Source organism: Bradyrhizobium sp. SZCCHNR1053, assembly GCF_032381235.1.
In the GTDB taxonomy this organism is placed as follows: Bacteria; Pseudomonadota; Alphaproteobacteria; order Rhizobiales; family Xanthobacteraceae; genus Bradyrhizobium.
Window position 1 is genome coordinate 141,986 of the sequence record NZ_JAUHJM010000015.1, and the last position, 17,074, is coordinate 159,059.

Sequence of the window (17,074 nt, forward strand, 5' to 3'; positions counted from 1 at the left end):
CAAAGGTTAACGGCGCGTGAGCGAGCGCACATTGCAAAGCAAGCGCCGGGCCAGCGCGATCAGGTCCGCTTCAGCTGCAGCCGGCCGACCGCGGCGAGGATGAAGCCGCGCGGGAACCAGCGCAGCATGAACGGCACGATCTTGATGCCGAGCCCGGGCAGCACCACGCGCTTGTCGGCCATCAGGCCGCGATAGCCGGCTTCCGCCACGGCCTTGGGCGAGACGTTGAGGATCACCGAATCCACGCCCGGCTTGAAGCCGGCGCGGTCCTGGAATTCCGACGGCACCGGACCGGGACACAGCACCGTGACCCGGACGCCATGCGGCGCCAGCTCCTTGCGCAGCGCCTCGGTGAACGAGATCACATAGGCCTTCGAGGCGTAATAGACCGCCATGCCAGGCCCCGGCAGGAACCCGGCCACCGATCCCAGATTGAGGATGCCGCCCTTGTTGCGGATCAACTGGTCGGAAAAGCGCAGCGACAGCTCGGTCAGGGCGCGGACGTTCACCGAGATCATGTCGAGCTGCTCGGCGCGGTCGAGCTGCACCGCCTTGCCGAACAGGCCGAAGCCGGCGTTGTTGACGAGATATTGCAGCTCCAGGCCGGCAGCCGACAGCGCAGCCTCGATGGTCGCGCCGGCGTCGGGGGAAGTGAGGTCACAGGGGATCACCAGCGGCGCCGGGCCGCCCTTGGCGGCGATCTCCTGCGCCAGCGCCTCGAGCCGGTCTTCGCGCCGGGCCGTCAATACGAGCCGGTGCCCGTTCGCGGCAAACACGCGCGCCAATTCGCTGCCGATTCCGGCAGAGGCACCCGTTACGAGCGTGACACGTTCACCCACGATCCCTGCTCTTCGATCACAATTTGCACATCATCCAATTGCGGCGGACGAGAGCATAGTGGGACGGGAACATGCAAGACACCGCGATGCATGGCCTTGCGCTGGATTGCGGCAATAGCCTCAGATTCACATGGATTTACATGAACGGGGGTGTCCGGAACAAAATTAAAGTTTGTTCATCTCCGCATGAAGTCGGTTCCACCCGGAGCGACGCGGTTCAAGCCGGGGCGCCGGACTTGCGCGCCGCCACCCGGTGCTTGAGGTCGAGGCGGTCATGCGTGGAGACGCCGAGCAGCTCCGAGGCGCGCCAGACCACATTGTCCTCGAATTCGGTGACCTTGCCGTCGGCGTAGACCAGCTCCCACATCATCTCGACGATGCGCAGGCGGCCGGCTTCGTCGACCTCGCGCATGATGACGCTGGTGAAGCGATAGAGATCGACCGCGTCGCCCTCGGCCAGCATGGCTTGCGCGATCAGCCGGTCGGCGCTGCCGGGATCGAGCCCGAAGCGCAGCTCGATCAGCCCGTGCAGCTTGCGCCGCTCGGCCTCGCTCGGCTCGCCGTCCAGCGAGATGACGTGGATCAGCAGCGCGGTCGCGGCCAGCTGATAGCCGTTGTCGTCGAAAGCCGGAGTCGCCTGCGGCGAAACGACGTCGGCGATGAATTGGCGCAATCCCTCGAGCATGGAATCCTTCGCTGTCAGATCCGTAGCGGATCGCAAACCGGCCGGCGAATGCTCATTATATGCAAATGCCACGCTGCGCCGGCAATCCGCTGCGACCTTTGGACTGCATGACATTTCGGTAAGCCTCAGGGTATTTCGTACACCATCATGCGGTCGGCGATGCCGCGCAGCGCGGCGTGCTTCTGGATGGGCGCGATCTTCGCGCTCCGCAGGATGTCGGCAACGCCGGGGCTCTCGATCACGGGCGCGGTGAGATGGATCTCCTGCGCGGTCGACAGGCTCTGCACGCGCGACGCGATGTTGACGGTCTGGCCGAAATAGTCCTGGCGGTCGTTCAACATCACCGCGAGGCACGGCCCCTCGTGGATGCCGATCTTGACCACGAGATCCTCGGTTCCGCGCTCGGCATTGAGCCGCTGCATCGCCGCGCGCATGCGCAGGCCCGCGGACAGCGCATGCTCGGGCTGGATGAAGGTCGCCATCACGGCATCGCCGATGGTCTTCACCACCGCGCCCTTCTCGGCGTTGATGATCTCCAGCAGCGCGCGGAAATGGGCGCGCACCAGGTCGAAGGCCGCGAGATCGCCAACGCGCTCATACAGCGCCGTCGAGCTCTTGAGGTCGGTGAACAGGAAGGTGAGAGAGGTGATCTTCAGCCGCTGGTCGATGTTGAGATTGTCCGCCTTGAACACGTCGCGGAAGGTCTGGTTGGACAATATGCGCTTGGCGGTCAGGAAAGGCCGGCGCTTGCCGAGGAGATGGTGGAGCGCATCGCCGGCAATGAAGACGGTCGGCAGCGTCCGTACGCCGGCCTGATTGTCGAGCGCCAGTCGCAGCGGGCCTGGACGCAACGTGATCGATCCGGTCGGAGGATGCGCCCTGTTGAATAGCAGTCCGAGCTGCTGGCGCTCCTTGGTGGGCTCGCCCTGAACGTCGATGAAATGCGCAGAATGCGTCACCGGTTCGAAGATGATGATGAAATCGGATGGGAGCTGCAGTGAGAGCACGGCCTTCTCACCGGCTGGCAGCTCGAGCGCATCAAGCGTCACTTCTTCGCTGAGCGAGGCAAAAGACTCCCGGTTGAGGTCGATCCCGGAACTCCAGAAGACCTGCTTGTAATACTCCCAGAGCGGCAGCGTGTTCGGATCGTGAGCGGCGATGCTCCTGACCTTGGAGCTCACGGTGAAAGCAACTTCGACCTGCTCGTCGATGGAAGGCTCGTAGCCGCAAGCGCATAGTCCGCAATGGTAATCGTCATGGCGGAGAGATTTCAGCGTGGCGTGCGCATCCAGCACGCCGCTGCAGCCAGGACAGAGCACGTTCCAGGTCAGATCGAACAAGCCGATCCGTGCAGCATGCAGGAACCCGGAAATAACCCGTTCTTCATCGAGACCGGCGCGCGCCGAGAACTCCAGGGCATTGATACGGTTGAGTTCGTGATCTTCACCCGCCTCAATCAACCGTGTGATCGCGTCCGCAACGGCCGGATCGGCGGTCTGCTTCAGAACCGAAAGCTGGGCCTGGATGTCGCTCATGGCGTGTTAAGATGGTGCCTAGCAAACCCACAAGCAAGAGACGAAGCGATGGCCCGGCCGCCGCCGGGATCAGACGCCCGCCCTGGGCGTGAGCTTGAACAGCGGCGAGCGATCCGGCTGGGTCGTGACCACGCCGACCGGCATCACGGGTGCGGCGTCGAGCATTTCGATGTCGAAGGCCGCCACCAGCCGTGCCAGCGCCAGCACCGCCTCGGTCAGGGCGAAATGAGCCCCGATGCAGACCCGCGCGCCCGCTCCGAACGGCAGATAGGCAAAGCGCTCCGGCGGCGGCGCGCCCGGCATGAAGCGATCCGGTATGAAGGCGTTGGGTGTTTGCCACAGCCTCTCGTGCCGGTGCAGCAGCCAGGGCGAGATCAGCACGACGTCGCCGCGCTTCACCTGGAACTCGGCGATACGGTCCGGCCCGCTTGCGGCGCGCGCAATCAGGAAGGCGGGCGGATAAAGCCGCAGCGTTTCGTCGATCACCGCGCGTGTGAACGGCAACTGATCCGGATTGCTCAGATCCGTCGCGGCGCGCGCCTCCTGCGCCAGCCTGTCCTGATTGGCCGGGTCGAGCGCGATGAGATACAGCGCCCAGAACAGCGCCGTCGCGGTCGTCTCGTGCCCGGCGAGGATCATGGTCGCGACCTCGTCGGCGAGCTGCGCATCGGTGAACGCAGCGCCCGTTTCCGGATCGCGTGCCGCGCCCATCAGGTCGAACAGGTCGCGCGGCGGCGCATCCTCCAGCTTGCCGGCCGCGCGCCGCTCGGCCATCAGCATGGCGACGAAATCGGTCCAGCGCTTGCGGAAGCGTCGGCGCGCGAAGTCGCGCGGCGTCGGCCAGGACAGCGGCAACACGATGTCGAGCAGATGTGGGCTGGCCAGCCGCGCGCCATACTCGTAGACGAAATCGCGCAGGGTGGCGCCGTGCCGGCCCATCTCGAACGAGAACATCGTGCGGCCGGCGATGTCGAGCGTCATGCGCTGCATGATCTCGCGCAGGTCGAGCGGCTGACCGCATTGCTCTCTCAGCCGGACAACGGTCTCATCGGTCACCGCGACCATGTGCGGAACGAGGCCGGAAACGGCGCGCGGCGTGAAAGCCGGCGCCAAGGTGCGGCGCTGGTGCTTCCACGCCTTGCCTTCGGCGATCAGCAGCCCCTCGCCGAGCACTGGACGCAGCACGCGGATGGCGCCGACGGTGCGGACGTAGTTCTCCCAATTGTCGACCAGCACATGCTTGATGGTATCAGGCGTATTGAGAATGTAGCTGGAGCTGCCGAAGAAGCGGCCGCGGATGATGTCGTCCTCATAGGCGCGCTGGCTCCAGGTCGCGATCGCGTTGTCGCCCATCATCAGCACGCGGCGCAGCGCGCCCATGCTGTCCGGCGCCCGCGGCGGCGTTGGAGGAACCAGTGGCACGCGTGCCTGCGGCAGGTAGTGGACTTCGGCGGTACTCATTCACTGCCTCTCGACGCTGTCGTGAGCGGGGAACGGCGGACCGGCGGCATGCCGAGCGCCGGCTGCTGTAGGACGAACCGGCCGGCCGCGGAACGGCGGTTTCCTGCCAGAGGTAATTCGGTCACCTCGCTTGCAACATGCGTGGGAGAGCGCGATTCAGCGCTCTCCGAGGCTGTGATGTACCATCATACTCCAGCAACTAATTAGTCAGCTCGATCATCGCAATCCTGCTCTCCGATGCTGGCCAAAGACGGGCGGCGATGCGTTCCTCGTTGAACAGTCCGATGACGCTGCGCCCGACGTCGCCCGCTGGCAGCCGCAATGTCGTCGCTGCATCGGTCGGTATTCCCTTCTGTACGTCCCCGGGTTCCTTGCCGTCGAGCAGCACGATGTCGCGGGGCAGGCCGAAATAGCCGCGCGGCCTGATCATGATGAGAATCGCTCCGGCGCCGGCATCGGCCTGGCCGAGCGGCCGCGCCGCGCGCAGATGCACGACGTCGGACGAACGCGGGAACGGCGAACGGTAGAAGTGCGTGATCGGCGCGCCCGGCGAGGTCAGCACGATCTCGACATAGGATGTCGGATCGACCTCCGCGGGACCCCAGCGCCCGTCGGCGCCGGTCTGGCCGCGATAGACAGGCTCGCCGTTGCGTGCGCCGGTCTCGCTCGAGACGCGATAGACATCCACGCTTGCGCCCGCGACTGGGCGATTGGTCGGCGCGCCGCCCGGCGTTCCCGTCACCAGGCCGCTGATCCGCACCTGCTGCTCGGGCTGGATCGCGATCTGCGTCGGCTCACGGCCGGCGATGAATTTGTAGATCTCGCGGAACGCGCGCGGGTGGAATGCGACCTCGCGATGGTCGAGCGCGCCGATCACGAGATTGGTCGCGCCCTTCAACGCCGGCCCTTCGGCCGTGATCCCGGTCGGCACACCAGGCTTGCCGACCAGGCGGCCATCGGCCTGCGCATATTTGTCGAGGCCGTCGCTGCGCAGCGTGAGGAAGGCGGTGCCCTCGGTCACCTCGCTGTCACCGGCATTCAGTCCGCGCAGGAACGGGCCGCGGCCGTTGAACTCGCTGCCGGGACTGTCCTCCCAGTCGAACACGCCATGATTGGGCGTGCCGCACAGTACGGCATGGCTGATATCGCCGCCGCCGCCGTTCTTCACCACATTGCGGATCGCGTTGCCGCCGCGCGAGCTGCCGACTAGCGCGATCCGTGCTGCACCGGTGCGCTCCTTGAGCGCCTTGATCGCTTCGGCAAGTTCGCGCCGCTGGTCGTCGGTCGACGAGCGACCCGGCTGCGCCACGGCGTCGTCATTGCGCGCCAGCGGGTCGGTGAAGTTGAGCGCGGCAAGGCGCGTTCGCGGCACGCCGTTGGATTCCATCCGCCACAGCGTCGTCAGCCAGAGCGCCGCGTGGTCGCCATTGCCATGCACGAACAGGATCGGGGGAATCTCGCCTGCCGATGTGGTCGCCGCCGCCGTTTGCGCACGTGCAGGTAAGGTCAGACCGCTGGTGAGCAGGGGCAGGGTTCCCATGGTCTGCAGAATGGTGCGGCGCGTCAGCTTCATCGGCGGTCTCCCTTTTGTCTCATTCATTTTGTGTTCGTTGGCCGCGGTCCATGATGCGAGCCTGAATAGCGAGCACTGGACAGCGGCGGACATTCGCAGGCATCACATACGTCCGAGCGGAATCAAGCGATAGTTCGATGCGGACGGACGACGTGGACGGAACGGCATGAATGCGCCGCAGAAACGTGAGCTGTTTGCGGCCGAGAGCATCGCCGCGCCGCTGCGGCACGCTGTGTTCCGTCGCATCTGGCTGGCGAGCCTGCTGTCGAATCTGGGCCTGCTGATTCAGGCCGTGGGCGCCGCCTGGGCGATGACGCAGATGACGTCGTCGGCCGACAACGTGGCGCTGGTGCAGACCGCCTTGATGCTGCCGGTCATGTTCATCTCGATGCCGGCCGGTGCCATCGCCGACATGTATGATCGGCGCATCGTCGCGCTGGTTGCGCTTGCGGTGGCCCTGGGCGGCGCCACCACCCTGACCGTGCTGGCCTGGCTCGGCCTCGTGACCCCAGAGCGGCTGCTGGCGCTGTGCTTCGTGATCGGCAGCGGCATGGCGCTGATGGGGCCGGCGTGGCAATCCTCGGTCAGCGAGCAGGTGCCGCCGGAGACGCTGCCGGCCGCGGTCGCGCTGAACGGCATCAGCTACAACATCGCCCGCAGCTTCGGCCCGGCCATCGGCGGCGTGGTGGTCGCCGCTGCCGGCGCGGTCGCAGCCTTTGCGGCGAATGCGCTGCTGTATCTGCCGCTGTTGGCCGCGCTGTTCCTGTGGCGGCGCGTCGTCGAGCCGAGCCGCCTGCCGCGCGAGCCGCTCAACCGCGCCATCGTCTCCGGCGTCCGCTACATCATCCATTCGCCGTCGATCCGCATCGTGCTGATCCGCACGCTGGTCACCGGCATCATCGGCGGCTCGATCTCGGCGCTGATGCCGCTGGTGGCGCGCGACCTGCTGCATGGCGGCGCGCAGACCTACGGCATCATGCTCGGCGCCTTCGGCATGGGCGCGGTGGTCGGCGCGCTCAACATCGGCGAGATCAGGAAACGGCTGTCCGGTGAGGCCGCGATCCGCACCTGCGCGCTGACCTTGGGCGCGGCCACCGCCGCCGTCGCACTCAGCACCGCGCCGGTGCTGACGGCGGCGGCGCTCGTCATCGCCGGCGCGGTGTGGATGCTGGCGGTGGCGCTGTTCAACATCGGCGTGCAGCTTTCGGCGCCCCGCTGGGTCGCGGGCCGCGCGCTGGCGGCATTTCAGGCGGCGATCTCCGGCGGCATCGCGATCGGCAGCTGGGGCTGGGGCCGCCTCACCGACGCCGCCGGCGTCGAGGTCGCGCTGCTGGTGTCGGGCGCGCTGATGATGGTGTCGCCGCTGCTCGGCCTGTGGCTGCGGATGCCGCCGATCGGCGCCCGCAACGAGGACGGCGAGACCTTGGCCGATCCGGAGGTGCAGCTCGAGCTGACGCCGCGCTCGGGGCCGCTGGTGGTCGAGATCGAGTACCGCGTCGCCGAGGACAATGCCCGCGCCTTCCACGACCTGATGCAGGACGTGCAGCTCAGCCGCCAGCGCAACGGCGCCTATGGCTGGTCGATCGCCCGCGACATCGCCGATCCCGAATTATGGACAGAGCGCTATCACTGCCCGACCTGGATCGACTATCTGCGTCAGCGCAACCGCTCGACCCGCGCCGAGCGCGAGCTGCACAAGCGCGCGATCGACTTCCACATCGGCACCGACCCGGTGCGCATCCGCCGCATGCTGGAACGCCCATTCGGCTCGGTCCGGGCCAAGGAGGATATCGACCGCACCGCCGAGCAGGCACCGGCCGTTGCGTCAGCGGCCCGCAGCGGGCCCTAGAACGGCGGGGGCAAGCGTAGCCTTCGCGAGCTATGTCCGCTTCAGGATCGCTGTCAGCTGCAATCAAGAAACCCGCTACTGCACCTTGATCACGACCTTGCCCTTTGCACGGCCGGTCTCGACATAGGCGAGCGCCTCGGGCGTCTGGGTGAAGGGGAATATCTTGTCGACGACGGGGCGAATCGCGCCGCTATCGATCAACCCGGCGATCTGCTCGAGTTGCCGGCCATCGGCGTGCATGAACAGGAATGAATAGTCAACGCCGAGGCTCTTCGCCCTCTTGCGCACGCTGCGGCTCAACAGCCGGATAACAAGCTTCAGAACGGCGTTCAGCCCGAGAGCCGTGGCAAAGGCCGGGTCGGGCGGCCCCGAAATCGAGACAAGGCGGCCGCCCGGCTTCAGCACGTTCAGGGATTTCGCAAGCGTCTTCGGATCCTGGCTGTGCAGCACGACGTCGTAGCCGGAGAGAATTTTTTCGAAATCCTGGCTCGTGTAGTCGATCACGACATCGGCGCCGAGGCTGTTGACGAGGGCGGCGTTCTTCGCACTCGTCGTCGTCGCGACCGTCGCCCCCAGATGCTTGGCAAGCTGGATCGCGATCGTACCGACTCCGCCGGAGCCAGCCTGAATGAAGACCTTCTCGCCCGGCTTCACCTTCGCGACATCGACCAGAGCCTGCCACGCCGTCAGCGCGACCAGCGGCACGGACGACGCCTCTTCCATCGTCAGTGTGCGGGGCTTGAGTGCGACATCGTCTTGGTGGATGGCGATGAATTCCGCGAAGGTGCCAATGCGGTGATCTCTTGGCCGGGCATAGATCTCGTCGCCGACCCTGAAGCGGCTGACCCCATCGCCGACCTTGACGACGGTCCCGGCGACGTCGTGACCGAGCACAAAGGGCAGACGGTAGGGCAGGAAGATCTTGAACTCGCCGTCCCTGACCTTCGAGTCGATCAGGTTCACGGCCGAGGCATGAACGCGAATGAGGACGTCAGCGCTCTGGACCTGCGGATAGGGCCGTTCGACGAGGCGTAGCGGGCCCTTCTTCTTGTACTTCTCGACGACGTAGGCTTTCACTGGGCTCTCCGGTCTGTGTTCCTTGCCTGGCAAGGTTTGGCTTCCGCCGTGCGATCTGCACAAATTCAGGTGTGGTCGAGGCTGATGGCGCCGCGCGTGACGTCATCCGAACGCACACGACGCGCGCATCGGGGGTTCATTCAGGCTTAGGAAGCTGATGCGCGCGAAGGCCAGCCAAGGTGCGGATCGCGAGTTTTCCGCTCCGCAGGATGCCACTCGACGCCTCTTTGTCGACTGCGCGGGCCAGTTGGAGCGTCCCGATCAGGGTCGCAAAGATCGCGCATGCGACATCTTCCCGCGCTTCGACCTCTGCCGGAAGTGCTTCCGCGAGAAGCAGCACAAGGGCGCGAGACTGTTGGGCATACATGCCGCGCGTCTCTTCCGGCTGCCGCGCAAGCTCCGGTAACAGTGCCGCAGAGGCGCAGCCCTGCCCCGGATGGTCCCGGTGTTCGGGGGAAAGATAGATGTCGATCAAGCGATCGAGTCCCCCTTCGTCCAGCACCTCGCGCAGCCATACGGCCTGCCTGCCGAGGGAGTCGGAGATCGTCTCGCGGACGAGATCGGCCTTCGAAGGGAAGTGGGGATAGAAGGCGCCGTTCGTCAGGCCGGCATCCTTCATGATCGTCGCCAGACCTGAGCCCGCAATTCCATCCGTGCGGAAGCGCTCGACAGCGACGTCCATGATCCTGCGGCGCGACGTGTCTTTTCGGCCCTTTTCGTATCGCATGACGCCTTCGTCCGCATCTCTATTGCATTATGATCATAATATCACTAAACGATCATAATGCAACCCGTCTCTGACGCGAAGTCCGAGATTACGCGAGGAAAACACATGGCCGCCGTAAGAACTGCAATCGTGACCGGGGCATCCTCCGGCATCGGCTACGCTGCCGCCGAAGGTCTAGCCCGCGCGGGTTTCACGGTGTTCGGAACAAGCCGGAAGATCGCCAATGACGGCCCCCAGGGCGTCACGATGCTGGCCTGCGACGTAACCGACGAGGCGTCGGTCTCTGCGCTGATCGCAGACGTCGTCTTGAGGGAGGGGAAGATCGACCTCCTCGTCAACAACGCCGGCATCGGCATGTTCGGCGGCGCAGAGGAATCCTCGATCCCGCAATCGCAGGCGCTCTTCGACGTCAATGTCTTCGGCGTGATGCGGATGACGAATGCGGTACTGCCGGTGATGAAACGCCAGGGCGGCGGCCGCATTCTCAACATCGGCTCCATCCTCGGGGTCATCCCGGCGCCGTACTCGGCGCATTACTCGGCCGCCAAGCATGCGATCGAGGGCTATTCGGAATCGCTCGACCACGAGGTCCGGGCCTTCAATGTCCGCGTTTCCGTCATCGAACCGGCCTATGTCCGCACCGTTTTCGATCAGAACGGCATGGAGCCCGACCAGCAGAAAGCCGAATACGATCAGGCGCGCATGGCTGTCGCGGCGCTGCTGCGGGATGTCATGCCCAAGGCCGACCTGCCGGATGTCGTCGTGAAGGTGATCATCAAGGCGGCGAGCGATCAGGTCCCGCGCCGGCGCTACACCGCAGGCAATGCGGCGCGCATGGTCAGTCTGCTGCGCCGGTTCGCAACCGCCGGACTATTCGACAAGACCCTGCGCAAGCAGTTCCGCCTCGCGTAGTCAGACGCTTCCGACCGCCTTCGGGCGGGCCGCACCAGTTCGCGAAAATTGCTGTCCGTGCTGCGGGACGGACCTTACTGCCCGTGCTCGGTCAGCACCTTTTCGCAAGCCTTCGACAGCTTGGCCCGATGCTCCTTGAGACAGGCCAGCACCGCCTGATCGCCGTTGTTCATCACCGCGCGGCAATGCCGCGAGACGTCGCGCGCGCAGGCATCCTGGCCGGGCTGCTGCTGGGCTGAGGCTGTCGACGCCATCAGGACCAGAGGGATGATCGTTAGGATTTTGTTCATGACTGGCGCCTCGTTCCCGGCATTGAAAGGTTGGCGGCGCTTTTAGTGGCCACAACCGGCCGTCGCAAGCGCCGCGGTCGCAGCCGGGGCGCGCAGGGGAGCCAAGAGCGGTTCCTCAATTGGCGTCGTTGACCTCGGCGACCTTGCCGCTGCGCCGGGAGACCTCCTTGTCGAGCACGGCGCGGCAGCCGGAGCTGAGCGACGAGCGGTTCTTGATCATGCAGGCGGTGATCGCCGGGATGTTCGGGATCTCGCTGCTGCACAGGCGGAAGGCGTCGCCGGTGCACATCTGCTGCGCTTCGGCGCTGAAGGCGAAGCTCGCAGTCGAGGTGAAGGCCGAGACGGCGGCGACGCTGATGGCGGTCAGAACGGCCTTACGCAGAACATTGGTGGACGTCGTCATGGCTGGCTCCCATTGGCGCCGCATGTTTGCGGAGCCGCGTGTTTCAATGCGCCCATCATGGCCTGATCGCTCTCTAGCAACCGTGATGCGGGTCACGCCAGATCCAAACCTGGTCGGCAGTTCCGGCAGGCCGATGGCCGCGGCGACATGTCGCTCCGGTGAACTGCCGCTTCGGCGCCGGCATCATTCTGGAAATCTTGCCCGATCCTGGTCGTGTTGGCACCGCGTTAAGGAATCGTTGGCACTAATGGAAGCTAATTGAAGGAGGCGGACAGCGTTGCGTCCGCCATCGAGTGTCTCGCGCTTTCGGGAAGAGTAACCATGCGTAATGCGTTAGGCTTGCTGCTGGCCACCGTCGTCGCGGCGTTGGCGATCACCGGTGTCTGGTACTACGTATCGAAGCCCAGCGCCGCCAAGGCCGCCGCGCAGAGCGCAGCGGCGCGGCCGTCCGAGCCGGCGCCGCCCCCTCCGGCACGCGTCGCCGCCAAGGCCGGCGCCAAGGACGATGTCGAGATTACCGGCACGATTTCCACGCGCATGGCGGCAAGCGCGCCGGCGCCCGTGCAGCCCAAATCGACCTGCGCCAATCCTGACGCGCTCGGCATCTCCCGCACCGTCATGGTCGACACCACCGGCGGCCCCGGTTTCGGCCTCGACCATTTCAAGCAGTTCGACTTCCTCGCCGACCACGAGGTGGTGCTGACCTTCGACGACGGCCCGTGGCCGGTCAACACGCCGGCGGTGCTGAAGGCGCTGGCCGACGAATGCACCACCGGCATCTTCTTCACGATCGGCAAGCATGCGACCTATCATCCGGAGATCCTGCGCCAGGTGCTGGCCGCTGGGCATGTCGTCGGCGTTCATACCTGGTCGCACGCCAATCTGAACGGCAAGAAGATGACCGACGAGACGGCGAAGGAGGAGCTCGAGAAGGGCTTCAGCGCGGTCAAGTTCGCGCTCGGCACCAACCCGGCGCCGTTCTTCCGCTTCCCGCAACTGCAGCACCGGCCCTCTGCCGTGGCCTATCTCGGAAGCCGCAATGTCGCGATGTTCTCCTGCGACGTCGACAGCTTCGACTTCCGCTCCAAGGATGCCGACCAGGTCGTCAACACCGTGATGACCGGGCTCGACAAGAAGGGCAAGGGCATCATCCTGATGCACGACTTCCAGAAGAACACTGCGCTGGCGCTGCCGACCCTGCTGCGGCGGCTCAAGGCCGGCGGCTACAAGGTGGTTGCGATGAAGCCGAAGGGCACGCTCGACACGCTCCCGGAATATGACGCGATGATCGGCCAGGATCCGAAGCTGCCGACGACAATGACCAATGCGCGGCCGATCTCGAGCGTGATCCAGACCATCTCGCAGTGATGCTCCGCTGCAGGGTCTCCTCGCGCGAAAGGCCGGGCATTCGCCCGGCCTTCTTCGTTTGTCGCCTGTTGCCGGCCGCTCACCAATAGATGCCGTGGCGATGCAGCTCGCGGACGATCCGGGCTTCAGTCCAGCTCTTGCGGCGCGTCCGGTCGGAGCGCGCCGATTTCGACAGCCGCGATGATTTCTGCACCGAGCGGGTCGGCTCGGGCGCCGGCGTCGCAGCGGCGACGGCGGGCTGTGGTGGAGTTGTTGCGGCGACCGGAGCCGCAGGCGCAACCGGTTGCGCAATCGGCTGGACCTGGACCGCGGCTGCTGGCACCGGCGCCGGCGTGACGGTGACCTCGCCGGCCTGCTGGACATAGCTCGGGCGCGGTGCCGGAGCGGCGGCATCGCTCGACGTCATCGACAGGCTGCGCGTTCCCTCGGCCTGTGCGGCCGCGGCGGACGCGAGCATCATGGCTCCGATCAGGATCATCTTGCGCATCGTGAAAGCTCCCCTCGTTGACTGAGAGGAGGTTTAGACGCCGGCGCGACCGTCCGATGTGACCGCGGTCACGCTCGGCCCTGCAAGCGCGAATGGAGCCGGGATCTCGGCACACGTTATTGCGGATCGGCGCACCAATTTTCTCGAACCCTTTTCGCCGCCGCGGCGACTTCCGTTCAGGACGCGGGAGCTCGGGACGAGCCCATCCGGACAAGCGACCGACTGCAGCATTTGCGCGGTGGCGCCCGCGGCAGTCCTGCTTACCTGACTTTTGCTACCAAATGACCATCACGACGCGGTGCTTCATGGGGGCCAGGGCGATCTCAAGATTGAGGTATGATTGTATGTATATGTCCTGTTCGTTGGTGCTGGTTCAGAAGATTCGCCGAATCCGATAGTCAGGGCAATCGATTCGGAGGAAGGATGCGCGCATGGGCCGGGTGATCGTTGCGATGTTCGTGGCGGCCGTGACGTTGCTGGCCGCCAGCGGGCAGGGCCGGGCGCAGTCCGGCGACAACAGCGTCGAGGAGATCTATATCGCGCGGAGCCTGCGCCAGGGCCGCGTCGTGCCGTCGGATTTCTGCGCGCCGACCAAGACCGGCTTCGCGCCGGCGCTGGAGGATCAGCTCTCGATCCGTTCAGTCGGGGTCCGGCCGGCTGACGGCCGCATGACCGACACCGGCGACAAGAGCATCGGCGAGATGCGGGTCTGCATCGGTCAGGCGATGGATCCGACCCTGCTCGGCACCTACACCGAGGGCCAGCTCAACGGCATCGCATTCACCGGCATCGGCGATTGCCGGCTGGTGCGCGGCAATCTGCCGGAGGACGGCCTGCTCACGCACCGCTGCTTCCTGGCGCTGTCGGGCCTGCCTGAGCCCTATGTCGGCGGCTTCCTGGTCTCGAGCTCGCTGTATTCGAAGACGCCGTTCGGACCTGAGAGTTCGCCGCCGGGCTATGCCCAGGCCGGCATCCTGGTCATCCGACTCTGGAGGAAGCGGCTGCCCTGAGGCAGCCGTTCGCGCGCTCAGGCCGGCGAGAAGGTCTGCACGAAGGCGCGCACCGCCGCGGACACCTTGTCCTCCGAGACGTGCCAGGCGGCGCCGTCGTCGGCGGCGAAGAAGCTGGAGGCGTTGGAGCCGGCCCAGCGGAACACCTCGAACGACGGCCAGTACCAGATGTCCTCGAGGTTCGAATTGTTGACGACCTCGTGCGCGACCAGCCGCATCGTGCTCTTCGACAGGCAGTCGGCCTGCACCACCGATTCATATTCGAACGAGGTCAGCAGCGGCACCGGCGACACGGTGACGATCACCTTGATGCCTGGCCGGATGCTGCGGATGAACTCGATCAGATAGAGCACGTTGTCGACGTTCTCCTGCACGCTGGCGGTGCGGAACTTGTACTTCTCGGCCAGCGCCCGCGAGTTCAGCGCGGTCGGCCGCGGCAGCACGAAGGCGCCGGTCTCGCGGTCGAAGAACGCCGCGGCGACGCCTAGCGTCAGGATGAAGACATCGGCCTGCTTGATGACGGCCAGCGTGTTCTCCTTGCTCGATCCCGGCGGCAGCAGCTCGACGATGCGCTCGCGGATCTCCGGATCGATCTTGGCGTCGCGCAGCCAGTCGACGAACACGCGGTTGGCGAAGGTCGTGTTGATGTACTCCGAGATCTCCATGTGGTGGCTGGCATAGCCGCTGTCGGTGAGGCTCTTGGAGAGGTTGCGCGCGAAGCACGAGCCCATGGTGAAGAAGCGCGTGCTCTTGTCGAGAAACTTCGGCGCGGCGGCGAGGTTCACCGCGATGTGGTTGGTGATCAGCGTCTGCAGGTCGCCGAGGAAGTCCTTGGTCTCCGGATAGCGCCCGACCTTGGCGCGGCCCTTGGCTTCCTTGGCCTTGCCCTTCTTGGCGTTCGTGCGCGCCAGCTCCAGCGTCTCGCGGTTGAGCGGGTTGTCGTAGGCCGGGTTGAGCTTGATGGCCTTCTCCAGCGCCGCGACCGCCTCCTCGAACTCGTTGTTCTGGGTCAGGATCTCGCTGAGCGAGAAATAGTCGGCGGCCTCGTTGGAGGCTGCCGCGAGCTTGCGGAACAGCTCCATCGAGCGCGTGAACGGGCCGACATGGCTGCAGCGCACGGCGGCGCTGCGGATCAGGTGCAGATTGCCTTCGGTGGCCTGCTCAAAGATCTCAGGGTTCTCGTCGAGGATCGCCAGCATCATGTCGCGCGCCTCGGCGCGCTTCTTGTGCGAGCCGTCGTCGATCAGCTGCGCATAGATGAAGCGCGCGTTGATGTCCTTGGGGTCGAGCTCGAGCAGCTTCTGGAACGCGAGCTGGGCGCTGACGAAGTCCTTGTCCTCGATATATTTGTAGGCGAGCGTCCGGATCTGGCCGACGATGGATTGAAACTGGGTGTGGTTGTCGAGGGCAGTGGTGCTCATGTCGCGGGTTCGCCTTTGTCTCGCGTTGCGTCTTCGGCCGTTGATCCAGCGCCGCTGCCAGCAGCCGGTGCATCGCCAGTGCCGGTCGAATCATCACGCGCACAGGCGCCATGCCCTCGCGAGAGACGTCCCACCATGACCTCTGGATACTGATCGCCACCGGCTTGGCCGCTGGCGTACACCCGAGCGCAACCGGCACCGGCGGGATTCGAACGCCTCGGACGCGCTCGTCCGGATCGCCGCCAGCCGCCAGTGCGGGCATTCATCCCGCCGCTCGCGCCGAACGATGGCGCGATTTGGGTTAAGCAATTCTTAACCGGCCAGTGGCGCGCGGCGAGCGGACGCGACGAAAGAGACAGGAAGGAGGAGCAACGGGGGGAGGCTGGTGCGCAAGAGGGCGCCTCGCTACAGGCGCATCCTAATGAATGGGTCCTCTTGATGCCCCAGGCGCCGGCCGCTTCGCGTGAGCGGTCGTATTCGCCTGGGGATGCGATCGGCGGCAGAGCCGGAGATAAAACTCGTTCGCTGATCTAATTTAGACACGCACTCTCGACCGCGGCTTCACGTCGATACGCGGAAGAATCTCCTCGTAGACCCCCACTGCTCCCGGCATCTCGACAGTGACGGCCAGCCCGAACGGGATAGGGTCGTCGATCGGTGCCCCTTGATCCCGTTCGCGTTGGACTTGGACAGGAATGGTCGCTGCGCCAGTGCCAATTCGTTCGTCACGCCAGCGGCGATGGACAATCGTCCCGCTTTCTGACTGGCTGTTGGTAGGCTGTCCACTGAACGTGCCAATACCCGCTGTTTCCAAAGCATCCGCCTGCAACGATGGAATGCGCAGCTTTACCGCTCGATAGGCGAGATAGCCCGGCCGGGTCGGCGCAAACCACGCGAGCGTAGCCCTCACCTCTCGCGGGTCAGCATTGTTCCCGAAGACGGTCGGAAGCGGTACATCGAATGTTGTCGATCCTTCGGGGCCGATCATGCCGGTGGCCCACATCGTCGTTCGGTCCGCCGCGCAAGCAATCGCATCCTCCGGATCGACGAAACCATACCCAAGATGACGGCAAACTTCGCGTCGCCAATGCTCATTGTGCAGTTGCTCATCCGGGTCGATAACTGACCGTACAAACTCTTCCGAGCCGCGCCACGAGGCGGCGTGAACAAGAAGTGCCTTCAGCAAGCAAGCACGTTGCTGCAGTGACATTTGAGCAATGATATCCGGATAAGCGTCCTCCAGCGCATCGAAGATGCGATGTGCTGAGTGCGTCGCGAGAGCCGCCGCGGCACTCGTTCCCATGGTGAAATGCAATCCCATGGCACCATCCTCCGGTGGCGCGGCCACCTTGAGCCCCCAGAACCTTGTATGGGGAGTAAGTTGTCAAGAGGGGCGTCGTTTGTTGGGGGCGGTCTTTGGCGCCAAGGAGAGGCGCG

Annotated in this window: 16 protein-coding genes; 4 read left to right on the top strand and 12 right to left on the bottom strand. The window is 65.3% G+C overall.

All coding sequences use genetic code 11. The annotated features are described in order from the left end of the window. Positions 1–59: 59 nt before the first annotated feature. The 5 genes from QX051_RS26940 to QX051_RS26960 all read right to left on the bottom strand — a co-directional run bounded on the left by QX051_RS26940 (position 60) and on the right by QX051_RS26960 (position 6,093). On the bottom strand, positions 60–839 hold the full coding sequence (locus tag QX051_RS26940; protein WP_315758673.1) for an SDR family oxidoreductase: 780 nt from the start codon (positions 837–839) through the stop codon (positions 60–62). 217 nt (positions 840–1,056) lie between these two features. After that, a complete protein-coding gene (locus tag QX051_RS26945; RefSeq protein WP_315778197.1) occupies positions 1,057–1,524 on the bottom strand; it encodes a TerB family tellurite resistance protein in 468 nt (155 codons plus the stop codon). 125 nt (positions 1,525–1,649) lie between these two features. Further along, positions 1,650–3,059 carry an adenylate/guanylate cyclase domain-containing protein gene (locus QX051_RS26950; RefSeq protein ID WP_315778198.1) on the bottom strand — a complete coding sequence of 470 codons (1,410 nt, stop codon included), beginning with the start codon at positions 3,057–3,059 and terminating at the stop codon, positions 1,650–1,652. Positions 3,060–3,128: 69 nt separating this feature from the next. Beyond that, the gene (locus QX051_RS26955) at positions 3,129–4,520 is read right to left on the bottom strand and encodes a cytochrome P450 (protein ID WP_315778199.1); all 1,392 of its coding nucleotides are present in this window, start codon (positions 4,518–4,520) and stop codon (positions 3,129–3,131) included. 199 nt (positions 4,521–4,719) lie between these two features. Beyond that, positions 4,720–6,093: a hydrolase gene (locus QX051_RS26960; protein WP_315778200.1), complete on the bottom strand. Its 1,374-nt coding sequence runs from the start codon at positions 6,091–6,093 to the stop codon at positions 4,720–4,722. A 166-nt stretch (positions 6,094–6,259) separates the two neighbouring features. Here QX051_RS26960 and QX051_RS26965 point away from each other — a divergent pair, with 166 nt between their 5' ends. Continuing rightward, on the top strand, positions 6,260–7,942 hold the full coding sequence (locus QX051_RS26965; RefSeq protein WP_315778201.1) for an MFS transporter: 1,683 nt from the start codon (positions 6,260–6,262) through the stop codon (positions 7,940–7,942). A 75-nt stretch (positions 7,943–8,017) separates the two neighbouring features. Here the strand turns inward: QX051_RS26965 and QX051_RS26970 are convergent, their stop codons facing one another. Together QX051_RS26970 and QX051_RS26975 are read right to left on the bottom strand one after the other, a co-directional pair. After that, positions 8,018–9,019, bottom strand: a complete 1,002-nt coding sequence (locus QX051_RS26970; protein ID WP_315778202.1) for an NADP-dependent oxidoreductase — start codon at positions 9,017–9,019, stop codon at positions 8,018–8,020. A gap of 136 nt (positions 9,020–9,155) precedes the next feature. Continuing rightward, complete coding sequence (locus QX051_RS26975; protein WP_315778203.1) at positions 9,156–9,746, bottom strand: TetR/AcrR family transcriptional regulator; 591 nt, start codon at positions 9,744–9,746, stop codon at positions 9,156–9,158. Positions 9,747–9,851: 105 nt separating this feature from the next. On the opposite strand from QX051_RS26975, the gene QX051_RS26980 reads away from it, so the two are divergent. After that, positions 9,852–10,658 (top strand): oxidoreductase, encoded by an 807-nt coding sequence (locus QX051_RS26980; protein WP_315778204.1) that lies wholly within the window; start codon positions 9,852–9,854, stop codon positions 10,656–10,658. Between the two features lie 74 nt (positions 10,659–10,732). On the opposite strand, the gene QX051_RS26985 is transcribed toward QX051_RS26980, so the two are convergent. Beyond that, entirely contained in the window at positions 10,733–10,948 is a 216-nt protein-coding gene (locus tag QX051_RS26985; RefSeq protein WP_315778205.1) for a hypothetical protein, read from the bottom strand. 115 nt (positions 10,949–11,063) lie between these two features. Beyond that, positions 11,064–11,351, bottom strand: a complete 288-nt coding sequence (locus QX051_RS26990; RefSeq protein ID WP_315740486.1) for a hypothetical protein — start codon at positions 11,349–11,351, stop codon at positions 11,064–11,066. A gap of 321 nt (positions 11,352–11,672) precedes the next feature. On the opposite strand from QX051_RS26990, the gene QX051_RS26995 reads away from it, so the two are divergent. Then, positions 11,673–12,719 (top strand): polysaccharide deacetylase family protein, encoded by a 1,047-nt coding sequence (locus QX051_RS26995; RefSeq protein ID WP_315778206.1) that lies wholly within the window; start codon positions 11,673–11,675, stop codon positions 12,717–12,719. 79 nt (positions 12,720–12,798) lie between these two features. Here QX051_RS26995 and QX051_RS27000 read toward each other — a convergent pair whose 3' ends face one another. Then, complete coding sequence (locus tag QX051_RS27000; RefSeq protein ID WP_315778207.1) at positions 12,799–13,206, bottom strand: hypothetical protein; 408 nt, start codon at positions 13,204–13,206, stop codon at positions 12,799–12,801. Between the two features lie 431 nt (positions 13,207–13,637). Here QX051_RS27000 and QX051_RS27005 point away from each other — a divergent pair, with 431 nt between their 5' ends. Next, positions 13,638–14,216 carry a hypothetical protein gene (locus QX051_RS27005; RefSeq protein WP_315778208.1) on the top strand — a complete coding sequence of 193 codons (579 nt, stop codon included), beginning with the start codon at positions 13,638–13,640 and terminating at the stop codon, positions 14,214–14,216. 17 nt (positions 14,217–14,233) lie between these two features. On the opposite strand, the gene QX051_RS27010 is transcribed toward QX051_RS27005, so the two are convergent. After that, positions 14,234–15,637 carry a GSCFA domain-containing protein gene (locus tag QX051_RS27010; protein ID WP_315778209.1) on the bottom strand — a complete coding sequence of 468 codons (1,404 nt, stop codon included), beginning with the start codon at positions 15,635–15,637 and terminating at the stop codon, positions 14,234–14,236. A 535-nt stretch (positions 15,638–16,172) separates the two neighbouring features. Continuing rightward, complete coding sequence (locus QX051_RS27015) at positions 16,173–16,958, bottom strand: hypothetical protein (RefSeq protein ID WP_315778210.1); 786 nt, start codon at positions 16,956–16,958, stop codon at positions 16,173–16,175. Between the last annotated feature and the right edge of the window lie 116 nt (positions 16,959–17,074).

Coding starts and splice junctions, on each gene's coding strand:
- QX051_RS26950 (WP_315778198.1), bottom strand. CDS start 3,059: ATGAGCGACATCCAGGCCCAGCTTTCGGTTCTGAAGCAGACCGCCGAT.
- QX051_RS26955 (WP_315778199.1), bottom strand. CDS start 4,520: ATGAGTACCGCCGAAGTCCACTACCTGCCGCAGGCACGCGTGCCACTG.
- QX051_RS27005 (WP_315778208.1), top strand. CDS start 13,638: ATGGGCCGGGTGATCGTTGCGATGTTCGTGGCGGCCGTGACGTTGCTG.
- QX051_RS26960 (WP_315778200.1), bottom strand. CDS start 6,093: ATGAAGCTGACGCGCCGCACCATTCTGCAGACCATGGGAACCCTGCCC.
- QX051_RS26980 (WP_315778204.1), top strand. CDS start 9,852: ATGGCCGCCGTAAGAACTGCAATCGTGACCGGGGCATCCTCCGGCATC.
- QX051_RS26975 (WP_315778203.1), bottom strand. CDS start 9,746: ATGCGATACGAAAAGGGCCGAAAAGACACGTCGCGCCGCAGGATCATG.
- QX051_RS26990 (WP_315740486.1), bottom strand. CDS start 11,351: ATGACGACGTCCACCAATGTTCTGCGTAAGGCCGTTCTGACCGCCATC.
- QX051_RS27015 (WP_315778210.1), bottom strand. CDS start 16,958: ATGGGATTGCATTTCACCATGGGAACGAGTGCCGCGGCGGCTCTCGCG.
- QX051_RS26945 (WP_315778197.1), bottom strand. CDS start 1,524: ATGCTCGAGGGATTGCGCCAATTCATCGCCGACGTCGTTTCGCCGCAG.
- QX051_RS26965 (WP_315778201.1), top strand. CDS start 6,260: ATGAATGCGCCGCAGAAACGTGAGCTGTTTGCGGCCGAGAGCATCGCC.
- QX051_RS26985 (WP_315778205.1), bottom strand. CDS start 10,948: ATGAACAAAATCCTAACGATCATCCCTCTGGTCCTGATGGCGTCGACA.
- QX051_RS27000 (WP_315778207.1), bottom strand. CDS start 13,206: ATGCGCAAGATGATCCTGATCGGAGCCATGATGCTCGCGTCCGCCGCG.
- QX051_RS27010 (WP_315778209.1), bottom strand. CDS start 15,637: ATGAGCACCACTGCCCTCGACAACCACACCCAGTTTCAATCCATCGTC.
- QX051_RS26995 (WP_315778206.1), top strand. CDS start 11,673: ATGCGTAATGCGTTAGGCTTGCTGCTGGCCACCGTCGTCGCGGCGTTG.